This is a genomic window from Herbiconiux sp. UC225_62, from assembly GCF_042694625.1.
GTDB lineage: Bacteria > Actinomycetota > Actinomycetes > Actinomycetales > Microbacteriaceae > Herbiconiux.
This window is the reverse complement of the sequence record NZ_CP170551.1, coordinates 1,725,331-1,746,034: the sequence shown is the minus strand read 5'-3', so window position 1 is coordinate 1,746,034 and position 20,704 is coordinate 1,725,331. Positions and strand designations below refer to the sequence as shown.

Sequence of the window (20,704 nt, the reverse complement as noted above, 5' to 3'; positions counted from 1 at the left end):
GGCGAGCTAGCTTGTGTGTCGTCGAGTCATCGCGGGTGCGGCGCTCATCGTGTTCAACATAGCCGTAACTGCGTAGATCGCGCAACTAACCAGGAACTAAGCGCGCATATCATTCGAAATTGATGTCTCAGCGCTCGTGATTGCGCGTTCTGCGCAATTGGGCTACTGTCATCACGATTCCCCCGCAAGGGCAGGAACCCCAGCACCCAAATGAAAGGGCACAGCAATGAAGCTACGCACCACACTCGTCGCCGCCGGAATGGTTCTCGTCACCAGCACGGCACTCTCCGGCTGCGGCAGTTCGTCATCGGCCGACAGCGGCGACGCCGGCAGTCGCCCCATCACCATCGGATGGGTGCCCGGCAACACCACCGGCGTCTTCAAGACGGCCACCGAATACTTCGAGAAGAGCGCCGATGCCGCGAACGACGCAGGGATGAACGTCAAAGTGGTGACCCAAGCCCCTGCCGGGGGAGAGGCGGACACCGCCGGTTACCAGCAGATCATCGAAAACATGATCTCGCAGAAGGTGGACGCCATCGTCGTCTCACCCGGCGACGCCGAATCGATCAAACCGGCAGTGCGCGAGGCCAACGATGCCAATATTCCTGTCGTTTACGTCAACCTGCTCGACGATCAGACGGGCGTCGACGTGTCGGCCTTTGTGGGGTTCGACAACGAGGTGGCGTCCGAGGTCTCCGGCTACGCAGTACTCGACTACTTCGGAGGACCGGGCGTGCTCGGCACCGGAGAGAAGGTCTCCGTCACGCCTGAGCAGCGCCTGGATGTCAACTTCTGGCGCGATCTCTATAAGGGGGTCGACCTCAGCTCCATCTCGGGCGAAGGCGCGATCATCGAAGGCCTCAAAGGCACGTCGTTCAGTAACCAACGAGTCGAAGGGTTCAGCAAAATCATCGCCCTCGCCCCCAACGTCAAGATCGAGAGCGTGCTGGCGGCCGATTGGGATCGGTCTAAAGGCGCCGACGCTGCGGCTGACCTCCTGACCCGCTATCCCGACCTCGACTTCATCTGGGCTGCCTCTGCGGAGATGGCTCTAGGCGCTGTCTCGTCGCTCGAAGGTGCCGGCGTACTCGACACCAACCCTGATGGCTCCGCCCCAACGACAGGGAAGGTGTCGGTGTTCAGCAACGACAGCACGGCAGAGTCAACCGACGCGATCCGGCAAGGGAAATTCATTGCTGAGACCACCCACGGCTTCGCTGACTGGGGGTGGATTGGAACCCAGGTCGCCGTGAAGTTGGCCTGCTCAGAGCAGGTCGAAGCGAAGAACGACATCGATCCTCGAACTGTCTACTACGCAAACGCCGATCAGTTCTACCCGGTGCCGCAGCTGCCCCTGCCTGACTGGGCGTCGATCAAAGCGGACTGCAAGAGCTGACGCCAAGCCTGGACCACCGCCGATCTCGACGTTGAAAACATCTCCAGATGAAGGAACAGCCAGTGTTAATGCAACCCGACTATTCGAAGAGTGTGCTCGAACTCGTTGATGTCAGAAAGTCCTTCGGCGCGAATCATGCCCTCCGCGGTGTGGATCTTCAGATCGCGCCGGGTGAGGTGCACGGACTGTTGGGGAAAAATGGCGCGGGAAAGTCGACCCTCATCAAAATCATCGCCGGGATCCACACCCCCGACACGGGTGAAGTGCGCGTATCGGGGACTCCGGTACAACTGAAGTCCCCGATACGCGCACGGGACGCCGGTATCGCTGTCGTGAATCAGGAACTCAGCCTTGTTCCAACCATGACCGTTGCCGAGAACTATCAATTGGGCACCTGGTCGCACAACGGTCCGCTGTTGAGCCGATCTCGGATGAAGAAGGAAGCAGCAGCGGCACTGGAGCGGGTCGGACTACGTCGAGGCCCCGACGAGCCGTTAGTCAATCTCGGTATGGCCGAGCGCCAATTGCTTGAGATCGCCAAGGCACTCAAGGGCGACGTGAAGGTGCTTCTGCTCGATGAGCCGACATCGTCGCTCTCCGACACCGAAACGCGACGTCTCTTCGAGTTGATTCGAGAACTGTCAGCGCGTGGGGTCGCGATCATCTACGTTTCTCATCGGCTATCGGAGATCCTCGAACTCACCGACCGCGTCTCCATCTTGCGCGATGGGCGCGTCGAGCCCGCACGTTTCACCGCCGACACGAACGAGCGAATACTCGCACACCTCATGGTCGGGGACGTTCGTGAAGTCGTGCGCACAAGTCGATCCATTGATGAGGCTGATGTACTTCTCGATATCACCGGGCTGGAGGTGCGTGATCGCCTCCGTGGCATTGACCTGAAGCTCCGCAAAGGTGAAGTTGTATCCGTCTACGGGCTCATGGGGGCGGGGAGAACCCGTCTCGCACGGGCTCTCTTTGGACTGGAAGATTGGTCGGCCGGCGCAGCGACCATCAACGGCAGCATCTACCTGCCTCGATCGAGCCGAGACGCAATTCGCGCTCGGATTGGATTCGTCGGGGAGGACCGCAGCGCCGGCCTGGTTCCCCTGATGTCGGTCGCGGAGAACATCACCCTGGGGAGCTTGGACGAGTTCTCACGCCTTGGTGTATTCGACCGCAAGGCCGCGCGTGGACGAGCAAGCGCATTCATCGACCGACTGGCCATTAAGACCGAGTCAGCCGATACGCCAGTGAGAAATCTTTCGGGCGGAAATCAACAAAAGGTCCTGCTGGCCAGATGGCTCCTTCGCGGCGCTGAAGTGCTCGTCCTCGACGACCCCGCTCGCGGTGTCGATGTGGGGGCCAAGGAGGAGATCTTCGCAGAACTTGTCCATCTGAGCGGCCGTGGCGCCGCAATCATCTATTTCACTTCGGATGCGGATGAAGCTCGCCGACTGGGCGACCGAATCCTCGTCATGGCCGGCGGACGAATCGTCGCTGACCTCTCGTCGGATACAGACGAGGAAACAATCGTCGCAGCAGCTGGAGGCGCGCATGTCTGAACTCACAAAGCCCACCACCCCTTCCGGGGCTACTCCCATCATCACTCGACTCACCTCTGCCGGAGGGCTGGGTGGACCCTTGATCATGCTCGCAGTGCTTGTCGTCGCTGTCGCGATCTTGTCTCAGGGTTCTTTCGTCTCCGGCAACAACATCGTGAACGTGCTCAAGCAATTCTCCGTCCCGCTCATCCTTGCTCTTGGGCAAACGCTCGTTATCATCACCGGTGGAATCGATGTATCGGTCGCGGCAACGGCCGCGCTGAGCGCCTGCCTTTCCGGAATCCTGTACACCCAAGTCGGTGTACCAGACTGGCTTGCCGTTCTGGGGGGAATAGCCACGGGCGCGGTGGTCGGGCTGTTCAATGGTTTCGTGATCACGCGCTGGGGCGTGCCCGACTTCGTCGCTACGTTGGGGACATTGACCGCGGGCCGTGGGCTGGCTTTGCTGCTGACGGATGGATACCCGATCCCGAATTTCAGTGTCGCCATTCCCGGACGTTCCATGCCTGACGTCCTGCAGTCGCTGGGCGGTGGTTCAATTGGTCCGATCCCGAACATCTTCATCGTCGCCGTCGTACTGGTGGTCATCGCGGGGTTCGTGCTCAACCGCACCGTGTTGGGGAGAAAGCTGATCGCAGTCGGCGGCAATCGCGATGCAGCAAGGGTCGCCGGAATCAATGTCGGGCGCACCAAGATGTTCGCGTATCTCTTCGCCGGGATCTTTGCTTCGGTCGGTGGCATGCTCATGGCGGGTCGTCTTGATTCGGCCAACGGCCTGATGGCCCCCGGGATGGAACTGACGACGATTGCCGCAGTCGTTCTGGGAGGAACCGCTTTGATCGGCGGTGAAGGTCGTATTGGCGGAACCGTCATTGGGTTGTTCATCTTGGCCACTCTCTCCAATGGTTTGAACATCTTGGGCGTTTCCAGCTTCTGGCAGGACTTCACAACCGGATTGGTCGTCATCGGTGTTGTCGCTCTTGACCAATTCCGCCGTCGCCTAGGCGCACGTCAAGGCAGCGTTCGGTCCCGGGGCGACCGCACTGAAGTGGATCAGGCCGCTGCCAGCCAGAAGGTCGCCGCAGGGTAGGCCGACGAAGACCAATTAGTGGATGAATGACGACCAGAGTGGGTCCTGACTGATCTATCCTCAGGCCCTGAGCATAGCTACATCGCGACTAGGCGGTGCACCGAACTCGCGACGGTACTCGCGACTGAATTGCGACGGGCTCTCGTATCCGACCGCGTAGGCGGTGACCGCGATGTCGCCGGGGTTGGCTATGAGTTGCAGGCGTGCTTCGTGCAGCCGAATGCTCTTCTGATACTGGATCGGGCTCATCGAGGTCACTGCCTGGAAGGACCGGTGGAACGCTGACGGACTCATTCTCGCCAATTCTGCGAGTTCGTCGACACGGAGCGACTCGGTGAAGTGTTCCCGTATCCAGCGAACCACATGGCGGACGCGGCTGAGGCTGCTGTCGGCCAGGCCCAACTGTCGCACGGTCGCCCCGTGATCTCCGGACATCATCAGCCAGAGGATCTCGCGCTCGATCATCGGTGCGAGAACCGGGATGTCACGAGGAGTGTCCATCAGGCGCAGCATCCTTGTCGCGGCGTCGAGGAGTCTCTCGGACGCGTCACCGACGGCGATGGCGGGCGGTGATGATTCGCCTCGTACCGGCCGCAGGAACTCGCTGGCCGCGCTGTTCAACATCAGCTCGGCGATGATCTCCGGCCGTAGTTCCAACCCGAATCCCAATGCCGGCTTCTCCGGTGTGGCATCCGTGAACTGGCCGGACACGGGAAGATCGACCGACGCGATCAAGAACTGCCCGGGGCCGTAGTCGTGCACCGTGCTGCCGACGGAGAGTCGCTTCGTCCCCTGGGCGACGATCGCCAAAATGGTGCCCGTCGACGATTCGTCCGGTGAACCGGTGGCATCCATCCGGGACACGACGACACCGGGGATCATCGAAGGCACGATGCCGATCTGCGCGTGTTTCTCGACCAAGGCGCGAAAGTCCTGTAGTGACATGGATTGATTCAATCAGCGACGACGAATCAAAGCACCGATCTCTGGCAAAGAGGGCAGGATTGGGCAAGGAAATGGGGGGATCGCCCTAACTGTCGAATGGTCTCGGACTGTTGGCTGTAAGCATGAACTCACCAACCCAAACCACAGCAGTAGCAGTCGTCACCGGAGCGAGCGCCGGAATCGGGCGGAGCGCCGCCATCGAGATCGGCGCCCGGGGAGCGGGCGTCGTCGCGACCTACAACTCCCGTCCCGAGGGTGCGGAGGAGACGGTCGCCCTTATCCGGGCCGCCGGGGGCAGCGCCGTCGCCCTGCCCCTCGACATCGGCCGCAGCGAGACGTTCCCGGCCTTCCGGGAGGAGCTGGGCTGTGCCCTCGAGAGCGAGTGGCAGACCTCCACCATCCAGGCCCTGGTGAACAACGCCGGGTTCGGCGGCGGCGTCGGCTTCGAGGAGATGACCGAGGAGGCGTTCGACCAGTACTACCGCGTGCTCCTGCGTGGTCCCTACTTCCTCACCCAGTCGCTGCTGCCGCTCATCCGCGAGGGCGGTGCGATCGTGAACACCTCGAGCAGCTCGGCCCGGCCGGGCGACACCCAGGCCGGCTACTCGGGCTACGGCGCCATGAAGGCCGGTCTGATCGTCGCGTCCCGCTACCTCGCCCAAGAACTGGGTGAGCGCCGCATCCGGGTCAACTCCATCGCGCCCGGGCCCACCCGCACGAGAATCGCGGATGACGCCTTCGACCGTTATCCGGAGATCATCGACGGCATCGCGGCGAAGACCGCACTCGGGCGCATCGGCGAACCGGCCGACATCGGAAAGGTGATCGCCTTCCTAGTCTCCGACGACGCCGCGTGGATCACGGGAGAGGACATCCAGGTGGCCGGAGGCTACGCGCTGTGAGCGAGGCGGAGCGCCGCTTCGGCACGGTCGTGCTGACGGGTGCCACCAGCGGCATCGGCGAGGCCACGGCCCACCGGCTTGCGAGCAGGGCCGACCACCTCGTGCTGCTCGGCCCTGAACCCGAGCCGGAGGTCGCAGCGGTGCTCCGCGGCATCCGGCGCAGCGGACCGGCCGAGGTGCGATACGTCTCGGCCGACTTCACCCGTCTGGCCGAAGTCGTCGCGGCGGCGCAGGCGGTCCGGGAGCTCGCTCCACAGATCGACGTGCTGATCAACGACGCCGGGGTGCCCGGCGCACCGACCCGGGTCGTCACGATCGACGGATTCGAGCGCACCCTGCAGGTGAACGCCTTGGCTCCCGCCCTGCTCACCCGGCTCCTGGTGCCGTCGCTCGCCCCGCACGCACGGATCGTGAACGTCGGCTCCTCGGCCCACCACGTCGAACGCTTCGACTTCGCCGACATCGACCTCGCCCACGGCTACAGCCCGGTCGCCGCCTACGCCCGCGCCAAGCTTGCGATGGTCACCTGGTCGTCGCTGCTGGCCGAGGAGGAGGCGGCCACGGGCGTCACTGTCGTCGCGCTCTGCCCCGGACTCAACGACACCCGGCTGAGCGCCGCGATGATGGGCCGGATCGGCGGGCCACCATCCGCCGGCGCCGCCCGCGTGCTCCACGCGATCACAGCGGACCTGCCCTCGGGCTCCTACCTGGAGGACGACCGCGTCGTCTCCCCCAGCCCTGAGGTGCGCGACCCGGAGAACCGCGAGCACCTCGCTCAGCTCTACTGGACCCGCCTCGCGCCGTACGCTCGAACGGGAGCGCGCTCATGAGCGAGCGCGGTCCCGCGTCCGGCGTGCTCATCGGACGCGTCGCCGTCGTGTTCGGCGCGACGGGCTGGCTCGGTGCTGCGATCTGTCGCGAACTGGCGAGTGCCGGCGCGAGCGTGGTCATGGTCGGCCGGAACGCCGACCGGCTCGACGAACTGCAGCGAGAGCTCGGCAGCAGTGACCGCATCCTGACGGCCATCGCCGACGTCACGTCGCAACTGGATGTCGACGACGCCCGGGAGGCAGCGATCGCTCGCTTCGGTCACGTCGACCTACTCGTCGTGTCGTCCGGTGTGGTCACCAGCTCGGCCTTCGAAGACGGCGTGCCTGCTGACTGGGGGGAGATGATCGATGTCAATCTCCGCGGACTCCTGCACGCCTCGCAGACCTTCGCTGAGCCCCTCCTCCGCAGCACCGACGGCGGCGGCCGCGCCGATCTCGTGCTGATCGGCGCCGTCGGCACCGATGTGAGCACCCCCCGATTCGCGGTCTTCAACGCCGTTTCGGCGGCGATCAAGCAGTTGGCGCGCACCTTGCGTCACGAGTACGGGCCACGCGGCCTGCGCGTGCACATCATCGAGCCCGGCTTCACCAGCGACACCGAGAGCGAGCACGACGCCAGGAGGGCGGCGTCGCCGGTCCAACCCGAAACGATCGCCGCCGTCGTCACACTCGCCGCAGGCCTGCCACGCGGCGCCAACCTTGCCGAAGTACTCCTCCTCCCCACCGAGACGGCGTGAGAATAATGACGACAGCAAACACGACGGCACGGCCGGAGCCGCCCACCGTGCGGCACGACCAGCCGCTCGGAATCCTGACCCGATTCCGGCGTAGTCCCGAAGCGCTGCGAGGCGCCGTGATCCTCTTCGCCGCCACCTTCGCCGCGCTCATGTGGGCGAACCTGCCCGGCACGAGCTACGAGATCTTCTGGCACCTGCCGCTCGGCGTCGAATTCGGGGACTTCTCCTTCGACCTCGACCTGCAGCACTGGGTCAACGACGCCCTGATGGCCGTGTTCTTCGCCCACGTGACCCTCGAGGTGCGACGCGAACTCGAACTCGGAGAGCTCCGCGACTGGCGGCGCGCCAGCGTGCCCATCATCGCCGCCATTGCCGGGCTGATCGTGCCGGCACTGATCTACGTCGGAATCACGGCCGGCACGGGCGCCGTCGGCGGATGGGGGGTCGTCGTCTCCACCGACACGGCATTCGTGCTCGGAATGCTCGCACTCGCCGGCCGGGGCATGCCGGCGGCGCTGCGGATCTTCGTCGTGACCCTCGCCGTCTCCGACGACGTCGGAGCCCTCGGAGTGATCGCGTTCGCCTACACCGACGACTTCAACCCACTTCCCCTCCTTCTCGCCGCCGCCGGCCTCGCCGTGATCGGCGTGATGCGCTACCTCGGCGTCTGGCGTGGCCCCCTCTACCTCCTGCCGTCTGTCGTCGTGTGGATCGGCTTCCTGCTCTCCGGCGTGCACGCCACACTCGCCGGCGTCGCCATCGCCCTGCTCCTCCCCATCTTCTCCACTCGTGCCGATGACCTCCGTCGAGCCCAGAGCCAGATGCGCGCCTTCCAGATGACGCCCACGGCCATCTCCGCACGATCGGCCGAGAACTCCCTCGCCCGAGCCGTCTCGATCAACGAACGCGCCTACAACGCGCTCACCCCGTACGTCACCTGGTTCATCCTCCCCGTCTTCGCGCTCTCTAACGCAGGGGTGCGCCTCACCCTTGACTCCCTAGTCGACGCCTTCACGTCGCAACTCACCTGGGGAATCATCATCGGATTGGTGGCCGGCAAGACCGTTGCGATCACGCTGTCGACCTGGATCGTGACACGATTCAGACGAAACGCACTCGGGCCGTACATCGGGATGCCCCACATCATCGGAGTGAGCCTGCTCGCCGGGATGGGCTTCACGATCTCGCTCTTCGTCACCGAACTCGCCTTCGACGACCCCGTCGACGTCAGCCGTGCCCAGATCGGCGTCCTGGCCGCCACCGTCCTCGCCGCAATACTCGGCGCCGTGGCCTTCGCGATCCTCGGCGCCCGCGAACGGCATCGCTCCCCCGCCCCTGGCCGCCTGCTCCGGCCACTCGACCCGGCACGCGACCACATCCTGGGCGACGCCGGCTCCGCGCTCGTCAGCGTGGTGGAGTACGGCAACTACGCCACCCCGTACGCGGCCCGTGCTGGGGAGATGCGGCGCGAGATGCAGAGCCGCTTCGGCCACGAGGTCGCCTACGCTTTCCGCCACCTGCCCCTCGATCAATCAATGGGCCGTGCTGCCGCACTGGCCAACGAAGCGGCCACCCGACAAGGCCGCTTCTGGGAGATGCGCGACGAACTGATCCGTGAAGCACCGATCCAGACCGAACGCCAGATCCTCAGAGCCGCCGCAGCGGCCGGACTCAACCTCCGACGGTTCGAGCTCGACTGGGTTAGCGCAGCCGCAGCCGAACGAGTCGATCAAGACGTTCAAGACGGCGAATCCATGCATCTCACACAGGCACCGAGCTTTTTCGTCGCCGGCGAGCTGTATCGAGATTCGATCGACGCCGACTCCGTGAACACTGCAGTCAGGGCTGCGCGAGACTCGACGGTCCGCCGAAACGCAACCGCTGAAATGGAATCTAATTCCGAGTCCTAGGTGGTCGTCGGCCAACAATTCGGTGACATCGGATACTTCACTCAGAGAGACCACCGACTTCTGTGGAAGCCTTTTGAGATCAAGCGCCGCGCTTGGGCCCGGCAGGACGATGCGACTTAGTACAAGATGAGGACGAGGTAGGTTTCATTCGCCAGTCTCGAGTTTGCGGGGGAAGGGATTGCGCTCTCGTTCTCGCTCTTCATCAGCCCAATGACGCCATCGTTCGTCGATCCAAGTTTTGCGTTCATCGGCCCAGCCAATGACGCGCGATATGACGTCAGTTGCTGGTCCTGTACGAAGACTCGTTTGACCAGTGATTGGCCCCTCGATCACGTCCTGTCAGGAACGAATGTGGTCAGAATGTGGTCAAAGTGAGTCCGAGAATCGAATGAGACCCCCGCCGATCCTTGTGAAATCAAAGATCTTCGAGGGCCTCGCAGTGCGGAGACGGTGGGATTTGAACCCACGGAACCCAATAAAGGGTTCTCCACCTTAGCAGGGTGGTGCACTAGGCCGAACTATGCGACGTCTCCTTGGCTTTCGCCTCCGCCATCATAGCTGACCGATGCGGGCTTTCACGACGACTGCTCGCGCAGGAACGCGGCCACCGCGTCCGCCGCCGTCGCCAGGTGCTGCGCGTGGGTGAAGCCCGAGATCTTCGCGCGCGGCTTGAACTCGTGCTCGCCGTCATCCAGCCACTGGATGCGGATGGCCGGCGACAGCTCGTACGTCGCCACCTCCGGCTGCGTGCCGAAAGGGTCGCGCGTGCCCTGGCAGATCAGAGTGGGCACGCGCAGCTCGGCGAGGTGCGCGGTGCGGACGCGATCCGGTTTGCCGGGCGGGTGGAACGGGTAGCCGAGGCACACCAGCGCCGACACCGAACCGGCCTCGAACAGCTCCTCGGCCACCATGCTCGCCACCCGCCCACCGAACGACTTGCCGCCGATCGCGATCGGCCGATCCGATCCGGATGCCTCGAGCACTTCGTGCACCGCGGCCACCGCCGCGCGATACTCATCGAGCACCAGGTCCGCGCGCGGCGCCGGCTTGCGCGTGCCCGTGCGACGGGCGGCCATGTAGGCGAACTCGAAGCGGGCGGTACGGATGCCGCGCTCGGCCAGCAGGGCGGACATCCGGTTCATCCACTCGGAGTCCATCGCCGCGCCCGCCCCGTGCGCGAGGACGAGCGCCGGACCGCCTTCGGGTCCGCTCCACAGCAGTTCGGTGCTCACGCCTCAACGGTACCGAACGGCCATCCCGCAAAGCACGCCCGTCTGGCTCGATCCCTGCCCGGCCGAATTCAGGCCTCTTGGGTCAGTCGTTGCCGACGGAGCAGGTGTAGTCGGCCGCGGTCTGGCCCTTCACGTTCGAGGGCAGCACCGTCGATCCGGCGGCGTTCACCGAGCCGGGCTCGGGCGCGGCCGGCTCGACCGGCGCAGACGGATCGACCGGCGCCGCCGGGTCCACGGGGGCCGACGGGTCGACCGGGGCCGTCGTCGCGGGAGCGGCAGGCGCCGAAGGCTGCACCGGCGCGTTCGGGTCGAGCACCGACGCGATACCGCCCGGAGCCTCGACCGCCACCGGCTGGTCGGCCTGGATGGCCGCGAACAGCACCGACGCGGAGTCGGTGTCGGGCGCCACCTTGCCCTCGGGCACCCAGTCCGCCGAGAAGCTCGGGTAGGCCACGAAGGTCACCTTCGAGAGGTCCATGTCCTTCAGCGACAGCGCGATCGACACCATGGTGTCCGGCGACGCGAGCCGGTCCGACAGGGTCATGTTGCTCGCCGCCGCCTTCGCCAGCCCGTAGAGCTTGCCGAAGTCGCTGAGCGTCGAGTCCGACTTGATCGTGCGCACGAGCGACGAGAGGAACACCTGCTGCGACGAGATGCGGCCGAGGTCGCTGCCGTCGCCGACACCGTGGCGCGTGCGCAGGAAGCCGAGCGCATCCGCCCCGCTCAGCGAGGAGGTGCCGGGCTCGAGGTAGACGCCGGTGTACGGGTCGTCGATGAGTTCGGAGACGCACACCGGCACGCCACCGACCGCGTTCGACATCTCGATCACGCCGTTGAACTGGATCTCCGCGGCGAACGGGATGCTGAGTCCCGACAGGCTCTCGACCGTGAGAACCGTGCACGCCAGCCCGCCCTGCGAGAGCGACTCGTTGATCGGAGCCGTGTAGCCGCCGCCATCCGGGCAGTCCGGGATGTCGACCACGAGGTCGCGCGGGAAGCTCACCACCGTGGCGTTCGTGTGATCCTGCGAGATGTGCAGCAGCATCGTGACGTCGTTGAGCTCGCCGCCCTCGTCCTCGCCGTACGCGTCGCCCTGACCGGTGCGGCTGTCGCTGCCGACGAGCAGCAGGTTCACCCCGCCGTCGATCGCCGAGATCTCCGGCGGCGGCGCGGCGCCCGGCGTGCTGGCGGCGGCTTCGTCGGAGACGAGCGAGACCGTCTTGATGGAACTGGTCACGTCCCAGGCGGCATAGGCCGCGATCGAGACGCCGCTCACGCCGAGGACCGCGACGGTGGCCACCAGGAAGGTCGCGACCGCCCACAAGGGATGCGACGACTTCTGCCGCCCGTGTCGAGCGACCGGTGTCGCGCCACGCGTCTTCCGGCTAATCGTCGTTCCCCTTCGAGCAGGTGTATTCCGCTGCGGTTTGCCCCGTGATCGATTGTGGCAGGGCGGTGGGGGTCTTCGCGACATCCGGTGTCTGTGTCGTCGTGCCGTCGGCCGCGGCCGCGTCGCCAGGAGCCGGAGTGGCATCCGTCGAGGGCGCCGGAGTGGCGGGCGCGGCCGTCGCCGGCGCGTTGGGATCGACCACCGCCCCGATCCCGGTGTTCGCCGGATCGGCGGTGGTCACCGGCTGATCGGCCTGGATCGCCGAGAACAGCACGGCCGCGTCGTCGTAGAGCGGCTCCACCTTGCCCGCGTAGACGCCGTCGCCGCCCGTCACCCCCGGGTACGCCACGAACGCCACCCGGTCGAGGTCGATGTCCTTCAACGCCAACGCGATCGACACCAGCGTGTCGGGCGACGCCAGGCTCTGCGAGAGCACCATGTTGCTCGACGCCGCGCGCGCGATGCCGTAGAGCTTGCCGAAGTCGCCGAGCGTCTCGCTCGACTTCATCGTGCGCACGAGCGAGGAGAGGAACACCTGCTGCGACGAGATGCGCCCGAGGTCGCTGCCGTCGCCGACGCCGTGGCGGGTACGCAGGAAGCCGAGCGCATCCGCCCCCTGCAGCATGTGGGTGCCGGGGTCGAGCACGACGCCGGTGTACTCGTCGTCGATCGGGTCGACCACGCACACCGGCACGCCGCCCACCGCGTTCGACATCTCGATGACGCCGTTGAACTGGATCTCGGCGGCGAAGGGGATGCTGAGCCCCGTCAGCGCCTCGACGGTCAACACCGTGCACGGCAGGCCGCCATAGGAGAGCGTGACGTTGATGGGCTGCGCGCTCATCGCGTCGAAGCTGCCGCCCGCCGGGTCGGGGCACGACGGGATCGGCACCACCATGTCGCGCGGGAAGCTGACCACGGTGGCGCTCGAGTGGTCCTGCGCGATGTGCATCAGCATCGTCACGTCGTTGAGGTTGCCCTCCGTCTCGCCGTAGGCATCCCCTTGACCCTCGCGACTGTCGCTGCCCACGAGCAGCAGGTTGACGCCGCCGTCGATCGCCGAGATCTGCGGTGCCGCGGCGCCCGGGGTCTCTCCGGCGAGCGCCACGGTCTGCACCTCGCTCGAGACGCTCCAGGTGGCGTAGCCCGCGAAGGCGGCGCCGCTCACGGGCACGACGGCGAGCGCCACGGCGAGATACTGAGCGGCCAGCGCAACGGGATGCGGGGTCTTCAGTCGTCCGTGACGGGCGATCGGGTGGCGCGCGTGCGGATGTTTCATGGCGGTGTGGGCTCGGGTAAGCGGACAAGCAGACCTTCCATGTTCCCGTATGAAACTGAGAGTCTCATCGGCGACGGTCTTGACGGCGAGCATCCGCCCTTCTATTATTCAATCAAGTCATTGATAAACAGATTGGTTGACCATGCTCGAAGAGGACGCCGAGCTCGACCGCGCGTTCATGGCCCTGGCCGATCCGGTGCGGCGGCGGATGATCGCCCGTCTCAGCCGCGGACCGGCCACGGTCAACGAACTCGCCGAGCCCTTCGCCATCACGGTGCAGGCGGTGTCGAAGCACATCCAGGTGCTCGAAGCCGCGGGCCTCGTGACGCGGAGCCGCGACGCCCAGCGCCGGCCGGTGCACCTCGCGCCCGCCGCGCTCGAGCGGCTCACCAGCTGGATCGATGGCTACCGTCTCGCCCACGAACAGCGGTTCCGCAATCTCGACGCGGTGCTGCAGAAAGAGAAGGAGAAGAAGAAATGAGCAATCCCGTCACCATCACCGCGCCCGAGGGCGCTCCGTTCATCGAGATCGTCCGCGAATTCGATGCACCGGTCTCCGCTGTCTACAACGCCTACTCCGACCCTGTGCTCGTGAAGCAATGGCTCGGTCCCAACGGCTACGACATGGCGATCGAGGAGTACGACGTGCGCGACGGCGGGCGCTACCGCTATGTGCACACCGATCCCGAGGGCAACCGCTACCCCTTCAACGGCGTGTTCCACCGGGCGCGCCCCAACGAGCTGATCATCCAGACCTTCGAGTGGGAGGGGGCACCCGACACCGTCTCGCTCGAGACGGCCCGCTTCGAAGACCTGGGCGACGGGCGCACCCGCGTCACCGGCTGGAGCGTGTACCCGAGCGTCGAGGCTCGCGACGGCATGGTCGGGAGCGGCATGGAACGCGGCGTCACCCAGGGCTACGAGCGCCTCGACGCCCTCCTCGCCGCGTGACCCGCGCGGCTCACACCCTCTGATCCGCACGTTTTCGCGCTTCCGAGGTCTCGGATAGCGCCAGAACGTGCGGATCAGCGCGGCGTCAGGCGATCCGACGGCGCAGGGCCGCATCGAGCAGCGCGGGCGGTGCCGCGTTGTAGTTGTCGTCGGGGTCGAGGTCGGTGCCGGGCGGTACGATCGCGTCGATGCGGTCGAGGGTCGCGGCATCCAGCCGCACCCCGTCAGCGGTGAGCAGACCGTCGAGCTGCTCCTGCGTGCGCGGCCCGATGATCACCGAGGTGATCGCCGGATGCGCCAGCACGAAGCCGAGCGCCAGCTGCGGCAGGGTGAGCCCCGCGTCGTCGGCGACCGACCGCAGCTCGGCGAGCGCCGCAGTCTTCGCGGCTCCTCCGCGGCTGGTGGGGTCGTACATCGCCGGCCGGCTGCCCGCGCGGTGGCGCGAGGCGACATCCGCGTGTCCGGAGAGCCAGCCGGCGTTCAGCGGGCTGTACGTCAGCACGCCCATGCCGTGCCGCTGTGCGGCCGGCAGCACCGCTGCCTCGAGCGAGCGGTCGAACAGGGAGTACATGGGTTGCTCGCTGAGGAAACGGTGCGTGCCGTACCGCTCGGCCGCCCACTGGGCCTCGACGATGCGATCGGCCGGGAAGGTCGACGAGCCGAAGGCGCGGATCTTGCCCGCCGTCACCAGATCACTCAACGCCGAGAGGGTCTCCTCGATCGCGGTGTCGTAATCAGGCCGGTGCAGTTGGTACAGATCGATGTGATCGGTGCCCAGCCGGCGCAAGCTGCCCTCGACCGCCTGCACGATCCACCGCCGCGACGCCCCGGCCTGCCTCGGGTCGCCGCCCATCGGCAGCCCGAACTTGGTGGCGAGCACCACCTGGTCGCGCCGCCCGCGCAAGGCCTTGCCCACGATCTCCTCCGACTCGCCCATCGAGTAGACGTCGGCAGTGTCGATGAAGTCGATCCCCGAATCCAGCGCACGATGGATGATGCGGATGGCATCGTCGTGGTCGGGATTGCCCATCTGCCCGAGCATCATGGTGCCCAAGGCGAATTCGCTGACCCGGATGCCGGTGGCGCCGAGTGTTCTGTGCTGCATGTCTTTCGTTCCTCACCTGGTGCGTCTGCACCGTTCCTCCAGGGGAACACCGGAGACGCTCCGCAGCGTAGACAGATCGTGCCGCTCTCTTGCACGATCCCGCCATCGACGACCCGATCCGGCTGAGCGTCGCCACCCGAGTGCTTGACTGGACGCATGGCCGGAATCGACGAACTGCGCGAGCTGGTGCTCCGGCACGCGCAGGGAGGCGTGCGGCACGACGTGCTCGAGGGGCTGAGCATCGGGGTCTCCGCGCATCCGACAGATCCGGCGGCAGTGATGTCGCGGCCGTCGCTGGCGCTGGTCGCCCAGGGCGCCAAGCGCACGATCCTGAACGGCACGCCGTACGACTACCGCACCGGTCAGTTCCTGGTGGTCTCCCTCGACCTGCCGGTCACCGGGCTGGTGCTGGAGGCGAGCGCGGAGCATCCGTTCGCCGTGGTGACGCTGGCCCTCGACCCGGCGCTCATCGCCACCTTGCTGCTCGAGACCCCGGCCCCTCCCGCTCCGGTCGTCACGGGTATGGCCGTGAGCGATGCCGCGCCCGAACTGGTCGACGCGATGGTGCGGATGCTCGGCCTCCTCGACCGGCCGGCCGACGTCCCCGTGCTCGCGGCGGCCTATCGCCGTGAGATCGTCTGGCGACTGCTCACGAGCGAGCAGGGCCGGCTGGTGAGACAGATCGGCGTGGCCGACGGCAGCCTGGCCCGGGTGGCCCGTTCGGTCCGGTGGATCCGCGAGCACTACGCGGACCCTCTGCGGGTCGAGGAGCTGGCGCAGCTGGCGCGGATGAGCACCACGGCCTTCCACCGCCACTTCCGGTCGGCGACCTCGATGACGCCGATCCAGTTCCAGAAGCAGATCCGCCTGCAGGAGGCGCGCACCCTGCTTCTGGCCGCGGCCGACGACGTCGCGAGGATCGGTTTCCGGGTGGGCTACGACAGCCCGTCCCAGTTCAGCCGCGAGTACCGCCGCGCCTTCGGCGAGTCGCCCGCCCGCGATGCCATCCGGTTGCGGGCGTCCGCGCGCCCACAGGTGATCTAGGCCCGACAGAGGCAGCGCCCCGCGACCGGGGGAGGTCGCAGGGCGCCGCGCTGTGTGCGGGGAGGCGGAGGCTAGCTGTCCTCTTCCTCGTGCTCCCCGTCGTCGCCCCAGCAGCCACCGTGATCCTCATCGGTCAGCTGGTAGAGGCTCAGCTTGCCGATCGGCTGGGGGTTTCCGGATTCGTCGGGCACGAAGGCATCCGTCGTCGCGTAGACCATGCCGTCACGCAGCTCAATCGCCGCCGGCGACGACACCGCGAAGGTGGCGAACACCTCACCCGACCACGATGACAGGGCCGAGATCTGCCCGGTGTTGTCGGGGCCGCCGAATAGCTCGGCCACCAGCACCACGCCGGAGTCCTTGTCGACCGCGATGCCGGTCGCGCCGCCGAATCCGGTGGCCACGAGCTCCACCTCGCCGCTGTCGGGGTTCACCTTGTAGACACTGCCGCGCAGACCCAGGCTCGGGTCTTCGGGGCCGCCCGGGAGGCTCGAGACGTAGAGCCAGCCGTCGTCGCCGCGCTCGACATCCGTCGGCACCGGCTCGAACACGTAGCTCGCGCCTACGACACAGTCGGGGAATCCGAACTGCGCCGCGAGTTCGGCGGTCACGACGACGGGCTCGGTGGGCGGCAGCACGGCCGCCGTCGAGATCTCGCCGTCGTAGTCGACGCGCAGGATGTCGTTGCCGCCGGCATCGGCCACGTAGATCTCGTGGCGCAGAGCCAGCGAGGCGTACGGATGCGAGTCGACCTTGCCCGTGTACGTGGGCTCACCCGCGGGGCCGTTCGGGTTGACCTGAGCCGCGCAAGCCGGGTCGAGGTCGGTGAAGCCGTAGGTGTTGACCTGGTCGGGGTTCACCTCGGCCTCGTAGGCGCCGAGGTCGGCGAGGACTTCGGGCGTGCCACCCTCCTCGAGCGACATCAGATTCGCCACGCCGTTCGGCTGGTCGTTCTGGCTGAAGTACACCGTGCCGTGTCGCGACGACACCGCTCCGATCTCGTTGCCGGGCACGGATGCCGTCGCGAGCGTGCTGAGTTCTCCCTCGCTGCTCACACCGTTCAGTTCGCCGATGAAGTTCTGCGAGAGATAGGAGTCGCCGTGTCTGTCGACGTCGAGGCTGAGCGGAGAGATGAGCCCGTCGGCCAGAGTGGCCACCGGGTCGAGACTGAGCGTGGGCGCTTCGGGGACGTCGTGATGCCATCCGCCGTCATGGTGGCCACCGGCATAGGCGGGGGCGGCGACCGCGACGGCCGCGATCGTGGCGGCGCACGCAGCGCCCAGAATTGTCCGTTTCTTCATTGATTCGGCTCCTTGTCACCGGGTCGATCGGGAACGACAAGGCGGGCAGGGCACAGGGGAGCGCGCGAGAAGGCAGGGCGGAATCCGGTCGGCGCCCTCGCGCCCGTGTCCAGTTGCTCGCCCCGTGCCGACGCTCGGCGCCGACGCGACGACCCTACAACGGGGGGTTAACCGCCGTCGAGCCCTCTCACAGCAAATGCGGAAAACCGCATCAATCGACCGATCAGGCCGATTTTCTGCTTGACGACTCTGCAGGTGTCGACGTGGCGCGGATCATCAGGGGCCCCGCCCACACGATCAGGGCGAGCATCACGGCCACGGCGCCGAGCAGCACGGGCACCAGGGGGAGCACGAGGAGTGCACCGCCGATCAGGAGCGGCACCGCGGTCATGCCGGCGAAGGAGAGCAGGAAGATGCCCGCTGTGATCTCGCTGCGGTTGCCGTCACCGGCCAGGGCGCCGGCCGTGGCGAGGGCGCCGCGGAAGACCAGGCCCACACCCGCTCCGGCGACCACTCCACCTCCCACGAAGAGAACAGCCGACCCTGACAGGTCGGCGGCGCCGAGCGCCAGGAGTCCCGCCACCATCGCCGTCACGCCCAGCACGAGCTGCCCCCGCGTCGACCACCTCGAGAACACCACTTGAGCGAGCGCAGCGGCTCCGAACACCGAGAACGCCACGAGCCCGGCCACGAAGCGGTCGCTCTGCTGCAGGATCTGCGCGAGGAAGGTCGGTGCGACCGAGCCGAACAGACCCGTGATGGCGAAGGCCACGAAGCCGCCGATGCCGGCCGCCCAGTAGGCGCCGCGGCTCTCCCGCGGCACGCGCACCCGCTGCGGGCGGTAGGGCGCGTGCTCGCGCGACGAGTCGACCGTCTCGGGCACGAAGGCGTAGGCGAAGCCGATCGCCACGAAGGCGGCCAGGAAGGCGAGATAGGGAGCCACGAGGGGCATCGGGAGCCATTCGGCGAAGACCCCTCCGATCAGCGGCCCGAGGGCGAGTCCGCCCATGTTCGCGACGCCCGCGATGGTGGCCGCGAAGCCGATGCCGGCGTCGGGACGCGCGATGCGGCGCAGGTCGGCCAGGTGCGCGGTGGCGGTGGCGGTGAGCATCCCGATGCCGAGTCCCGCTACGAATCGGGCGAGCACCAGGCCTACCGGCGCCGACCAGACCAGGAACAGCACCGCCGCCAGCACCTCGATCACCACGGCGGAGAGGATGACGGGCCGCCGACCCACCCGGTCGCTCAGGTGCCCCGCCAGGTACAACGCCAGCATCACGCCGATCGAGTAGGCGGCGAACACCACCGTGACGACCGCGGTCGGAAAGCCGTCGCGCTGTTGGTAGAGCGCGTACAGCGGAGTGGGCACGGTGTTGAAGGCCATCATGACGAGGAAGGCGACCGCGGTCACCCAGAAACCGGCGCGGTGCGGCAGGCGGAGGCGGCGGGTCGGGAGTTCTGTCGAGAGATCGGACGTGATCGGAACGGAGGCGGTCGAGCTCATGCTTCGAGGATGCGCCAGAATTCTCATCGAGTCCAACGATTTATTGTGATGGGGCTAATCGCTTTGCTCTATCATTGCGTCATGGAGACGCGCCTACTCGAGTACTTCGTGACCGTGGCCGACGAACGGAACGTGACCCGGGCATCCGAGCGCCTGTTCGTGGCCCAATCGACGGTGTCGGCCGGGCTCGCCAGTCTCGAACGCGAGCTCCGCGTGCGGCTGTTCGAGCGCACCACGAAGACGGTGACCCTACTCCCCTCCGGCGAGGCACTGCTCCCGCTGGCGCGAGAGCTGCTCGACGACCTCGAGGGGCTGAGGCAGGCGGCGACGGAGTCAGGGTCCGGGCTTCGCGGGCGGGTGCGGATCGGCACGTTCGCGGCGCTGCAGGTGCTCGATCTGCCGGTGATCCTGGCGGGGTTCCGGCGCGAGCATCCGCTGGTCGACATCCAGTTGGTGGCGTCGCCGACCGGCTCGACCGGGCTGCTCGACGACCTCGCGCACGGCCGCCTCGATCTGGCTCTCACCGCGGTGCCCGCGCCGCCCGACCTGGATTCCTGGCCGCTCGTGCAGGTCGAGTTCGTGGCGCTGCTACCCGAAGGGCATCGCCTCGCGAGCGCCCGATCCGTCTCGCTCGCCGATCTGGCGGCCGACGACTGGGTCGACGTGCTGCCCGGCTTCGGCAACCGGGTACAACTCGATCATGTGCTGGCCGAGCGCGGCATCGTGCGGCACATCGCCGCGGAGCTCGCCGAGCTGCCCAATGTGGCACCCTGCGTCGCTGCCGGCTTCGGCGTCGCGGTGGTGCCCGACGTGGTCGACTCGACCGGATGCGTACGCGTTCCGCTGACCGAGCCGATGGCACCGTGGGTACTGTCGCTCGCCGTACGGCACGGCGCCGGCCGCCGCCCGCAGATCCGCGCCCTCATCGAGAACATCCGCGTCGCAGCGGGTACGCCTCAGCTGCCGTAGTGGTATCGACATCCGGCGATGAGCACCTGGTCGTCATCGACCCGGTAGACGAGCCGATGTTCGTCGGAGATGCGCCGCGACCAGAAGCCGTGGAAGCCGTGTTTCAGCGCTTCGGGCTTACCGATGCCCGCGTTACCGTTGCGGGCGATGTCGCGCAGGAGGGCGTTGATGCGCTTCAGGATGCGCCGATCTTGTGCCTGCCACCACTCGTAGTCCGCCCAGGCCTCTTCATCCCAGACGAACTTCATTCCGCGAGATCGCGCTCGCGACCGTGGCCGGACTCCAGACGGCCGATCGCGCCCAGGAGCCGACGGGCGTTCTCGGGGCTGCGGAGCAGATATGCCGTCTCTTTCAAGGATTCGTACTCGGCGAGTGACACGATGACGACGGGTTCATGGCCGGCGCGCGTGATGACGACCTCTTCGCTGTCATCGACGACCGACGACAGCGTCTCCGCGTAATGCGCGCGGGACTCCGAATACGACATGGTCTTCATGATGGGCCTCCCGTACAGGAAATTGTACGCCGACGAAGACGGCGGAGCAAGCGAT

20 protein-coding genes and 1 tRNA gene are annotated in these 20,704 nt (G+C 66.7%); 11 read left to right on the top strand and 10 right to left on the bottom strand.

The window, feature by feature from the left end:
* The first annotated feature begins 226 nt into the window (after positions 1–226).
* Genes ACFJGU_RS08315 through ACFJGU_RS08305 form a run of 3 tightly spaced genes read left to right on the top strand, consistent with a single transcriptional unit; the run spans position 227 to position 4,054 of the window.
* Positions 227–1,399 (top strand): sugar ABC transporter substrate-binding protein, encoded by a 1,173-nt coding sequence (locus tag ACFJGU_RS08315; protein ID WP_382309352.1) that lies wholly within the window; start codon positions 227–229, stop codon positions 1,397–1,399.
* A gap of 47 nt (positions 1,400–1,446) precedes the next feature.
* On the top strand, positions 1,447–2,964 hold the full coding sequence (locus ACFJGU_RS08310; protein WP_382309350.1) for a sugar ABC transporter ATP-binding protein: 1,518 nt from the start codon (positions 1,447–1,449) through the stop codon (positions 2,962–2,964).
* Positions 2,957–4,054 (top strand): ABC transporter permease, encoded by a 1,098-nt coding sequence (locus ACFJGU_RS08305; protein ID WP_382309348.1) that lies wholly within the window; start codon positions 2,957–2,959, stop codon positions 4,052–4,054. Before ACFJGU_RS08310 ends, ACFJGU_RS08305 begins: the two co-directional genes overlap by 8 nt.
* Positions 4,055–4,114: 60 nt before the next feature.
* Here ACFJGU_RS08305 and ACFJGU_RS08300 read toward each other — a convergent pair whose 3' ends face one another.
* Complete coding sequence (locus ACFJGU_RS08300; RefSeq protein ID WP_382309346.1) at positions 4,115–5,011, bottom strand: AraC family transcriptional regulator N-terminal domain-containing protein; 897 nt, start codon at positions 5,009–5,011, stop codon at positions 4,115–4,117.
* Between the two features lie 110 nt (positions 5,012–5,121).
* Here ACFJGU_RS08300 and ACFJGU_RS08295 point away from each other — a divergent pair, with 110 nt between their 5' ends.
* From ACFJGU_RS08295 to nhaA, 4 genes are read left to right on the top strand one after another with little or no spacing between them, the layout of a single operon-like run.
* Complete coding sequence (locus ACFJGU_RS08295) at positions 5,122–5,901, top strand: SDR family NAD(P)-dependent oxidoreductase (protein WP_382309344.1); 780 nt, start codon at positions 5,122–5,124, stop codon at positions 5,899–5,901.
* A complete protein-coding gene (locus ACFJGU_RS08290) occupies positions 5,898–6,731 on the top strand; it encodes an SDR family NAD(P)-dependent oxidoreductase (protein WP_382309342.1) in 834 nt (277 codons plus the stop codon). The genes ACFJGU_RS08295 and ACFJGU_RS08290 overlap by 4 nt, the downstream gene beginning before the upstream one ends.
* Positions 6,728–7,468, top strand: coding sequence for an SDR family oxidoreductase (locus tag ACFJGU_RS08285; protein WP_382309340.1), 741 nt, complete (start codon positions 6,728–6,730; stop codon positions 7,466–7,468). Before ACFJGU_RS08290 ends, ACFJGU_RS08285 begins: the two co-directional genes overlap by 4 nt.
* Positions 7,469–7,473: 5 nt before the next feature.
* Entirely contained in the window at positions 7,474–9,378 is a 1,905-nt protein-coding gene (gene nhaA, locus ACFJGU_RS08280) for a Na+/H+ antiporter NhaA (RefSeq protein WP_382309339.1), read from the top strand.
* A gap of 442 nt (positions 9,379–9,820) precedes the next feature.
* Here nhaA and ACFJGU_RS08275 read toward each other — a convergent pair.
* From ACFJGU_RS08275 to ACFJGU_RS08260, 4 genes are all read right to left on the bottom strand, one after another.
* Positions 9,821–9,911: transfer RNA gene (locus ACFJGU_RS08275), tRNA-Ser, on the bottom strand.
* Between the two features lie 42 nt (positions 9,912–9,953).
* Positions 9,954–10,610, bottom strand: coding sequence for an alpha/beta fold hydrolase (locus tag ACFJGU_RS08270; RefSeq protein WP_382309337.1), 657 nt, complete (start codon positions 10,608–10,610; stop codon positions 9,954–9,956).
* 82 nt (positions 10,611–10,692) lie between these two features.
* Positions 10,693–11,910: an LCP family protein gene (locus ACFJGU_RS08265; protein WP_382309335.1), complete on the bottom strand. Its 1,218-nt coding sequence runs from the start codon at positions 11,908–11,910 to the stop codon at positions 10,693–10,695.
* An 85-nt stretch (positions 11,911–11,995) separates the two neighbouring features.
* Complete coding sequence (locus ACFJGU_RS08260; RefSeq protein WP_382309333.1) at positions 11,996–13,279, bottom strand: LCP family protein; 1,284 nt, start codon at positions 13,277–13,279, stop codon at positions 11,996–11,998.
* 142 nt (positions 13,280–13,421) lie between these two features.
* Here ACFJGU_RS08260 and ACFJGU_RS08255 point away from each other — a divergent pair, with 142 nt between their 5' ends.
* Positions 13,422–13,760, top strand: coding sequence for an ArsR/SmtB family transcription factor (locus ACFJGU_RS08255; protein WP_382310316.1), 339 nt, complete (start codon positions 13,422–13,424; stop codon positions 13,758–13,760).
* Positions 13,757–14,230, top strand: coding sequence for an SRPBCC family protein (locus ACFJGU_RS08250; RefSeq protein ID WP_382309331.1), 474 nt, complete (start codon positions 13,757–13,759; stop codon positions 14,228–14,230). Before ACFJGU_RS08255 ends, ACFJGU_RS08250 begins: the two co-directional genes overlap by 4 nt.
* An 85-nt stretch (positions 14,231–14,315) precedes the next feature.
* Here the strand turns inward: ACFJGU_RS08250 and ACFJGU_RS08245 are convergent, their stop codons facing one another.
* Complete coding sequence (locus tag ACFJGU_RS08245; RefSeq protein ID WP_382309329.1) at positions 14,316–15,335, bottom strand: aldo/keto reductase; 1,020 nt, start codon at positions 15,333–15,335, stop codon at positions 14,316–14,318.
* Positions 15,336–15,491: 156 nt separating this feature from the next.
* Here ACFJGU_RS08245 and ACFJGU_RS08240 point away from each other — a divergent pair, with 156 nt between their 5' ends.
* Entirely contained in the window at positions 15,492–16,379 is an 888-nt protein-coding gene (locus ACFJGU_RS08240) for an AraC family transcriptional regulator N-terminal domain-containing protein (protein WP_382309327.1), read from the top strand.
* A 71-nt stretch (positions 16,380–16,450) separates the two neighbouring features.
* Here ACFJGU_RS08240 and ACFJGU_RS08235 read toward each other — a convergent pair whose 3' ends face one another.
* Both ACFJGU_RS08235 and ACFJGU_RS08230 read right to left on the bottom strand, forming a co-directional pair.
* Positions 16,451–17,680 (bottom strand): ScyD/ScyE family protein, encoded by a 1,230-nt coding sequence (locus ACFJGU_RS08235; protein WP_382309326.1) that lies wholly within the window; start codon positions 17,678–17,680, stop codon positions 16,451–16,453.
* Positions 17,681–17,903: 223 nt separating this feature from the next.
* Positions 17,904–19,184 carry an MFS transporter gene (locus ACFJGU_RS08230; protein ID WP_382309324.1) on the bottom strand — a complete coding sequence of 427 codons (1,281 nt, stop codon included), beginning with the start codon at positions 19,182–19,184 and terminating at the stop codon, positions 17,904–17,906.
* 81 nt (positions 19,185–19,265) lie between these two features.
* Between ACFJGU_RS08230 and ACFJGU_RS08225 the strand changes: the two genes are divergently transcribed.
* Positions 19,266–20,153 (top strand): LysR family transcriptional regulator, encoded by an 888-nt coding sequence (locus ACFJGU_RS08225; protein ID WP_382309322.1) that lies wholly within the window; start codon positions 19,266–19,268, stop codon positions 20,151–20,153.
* On the opposite strand, the gene ACFJGU_RS08220 is transcribed toward ACFJGU_RS08225, so the two are convergent.
* Together ACFJGU_RS08220 and ACFJGU_RS08215 are read right to left on the bottom strand one after the other, a co-directional pair.
* On the bottom strand, positions 20,141–20,401 hold the full coding sequence (locus tag ACFJGU_RS08220) for a Txe/YoeB family addiction module toxin (protein ID WP_382309320.1): 261 nt from the start codon (positions 20,399–20,401) through the stop codon (positions 20,141–20,143). The two genes, ACFJGU_RS08225 and ACFJGU_RS08220, sit on opposite strands and share 13 nt — an antisense overlap.
* Entirely contained in the window at positions 20,398–20,649 is a 252-nt protein-coding gene (locus tag ACFJGU_RS08215) for a type II toxin-antitoxin system Phd/YefM family antitoxin (protein WP_092549869.1), read from the bottom strand. Before ACFJGU_RS08215 ends, ACFJGU_RS08220 begins: the two co-directional genes overlap by 4 nt.
* Positions 20,650–20,704 lie beyond the last annotated feature (55 nt).

Coding starts and splice junctions, on each gene's coding strand:
- ACFJGU_RS08225 (WP_382309322.1), top strand. CDS start 19,266: ATGGAGACGCGCCTACTCGAGTACTTCGTGACCGTGGCCGACGAACGG.
- ACFJGU_RS08235 (WP_382309326.1), bottom strand. CDS start 17,680: ATGAAGAAACGGACAATTCTGGGCGCTGCGTGCGCCGCCACGATCGCG.
- ACFJGU_RS08240 (WP_382309327.1), top strand. CDS start 15,492: ATGGCCGGAATCGACGAACTGCGCGAGCTGGTGCTCCGGCACGCGCAG.
- ACFJGU_RS08310 (WP_382309350.1), top strand. CDS start 1,447: ATGAAGGAACAGCCAGTGTTAATGCAACCCGACTATTCGAAGAGTGTG.
- ACFJGU_RS08215 (WP_092549869.1), bottom strand. CDS start 20,649: ATGAAGACCATGTCGTATTCGGAGTCCCGCGCGCATTACGCGGAGACG.
- ACFJGU_RS08255 (WP_382310316.1), top strand. CDS start 13,422: ATGCTCGAAGAGGACGCCGAGCTCGACCGCGCGTTCATGGCCCTGGCC.
- ACFJGU_RS08245 (WP_382309329.1), bottom strand. CDS start 15,335: ATGCAGCACAGAACACTCGGCGCCACCGGCATCCGGGTCAGCGAATTC.
- ACFJGU_RS08220 (WP_382309320.1), bottom strand. CDS start 20,401: ATGAAGTTCGTCTGGGATGAAGAGGCCTGGGCGGACTACGAGTGGTGG.
- nhaA (WP_382309339.1), top strand. CDS start 7,474: ATGACGACAGCAAACACGACGGCACGGCCGGAGCCGCCCACCGTGCGG.
- ACFJGU_RS08305 (WP_382309348.1), top strand. CDS start 2,957: ATGTCTGAACTCACAAAGCCCACCACCCCTTCCGGGGCTACTCCCATC.
- ACFJGU_RS08295 (WP_382309344.1), top strand. CDS start 5,122: ATGAACTCACCAACCCAAACCACAGCAGTAGCAGTCGTCACCGGAGCG.
- ACFJGU_RS08285 (WP_382309340.1), top strand. CDS start 6,728: ATGAGCGAGCGCGGTCCCGCGTCCGGCGTGCTCATCGGACGCGTCGCC.
- ACFJGU_RS08315 (WP_382309352.1), top strand. CDS start 227: ATGAAGCTACGCACCACACTCGTCGCCGCCGGAATGGTTCTCGTCACC.
- ACFJGU_RS08250 (WP_382309331.1), top strand. CDS start 13,757: ATGAGCAATCCCGTCACCATCACCGCGCCCGAGGGCGCTCCGTTCATC.
- ACFJGU_RS08260 (WP_382309333.1), bottom strand. CDS start 13,279: ATGAAACATCCGCACGCGCGCCACCCGATCGCCCGTCACGGACGACTG.
- ACFJGU_RS08230 (WP_382309324.1), bottom strand. CDS start 19,184: ATGAGCTCGACCGCCTCCGTTCCGATCACGTCCGATCTCTCGACAGAA.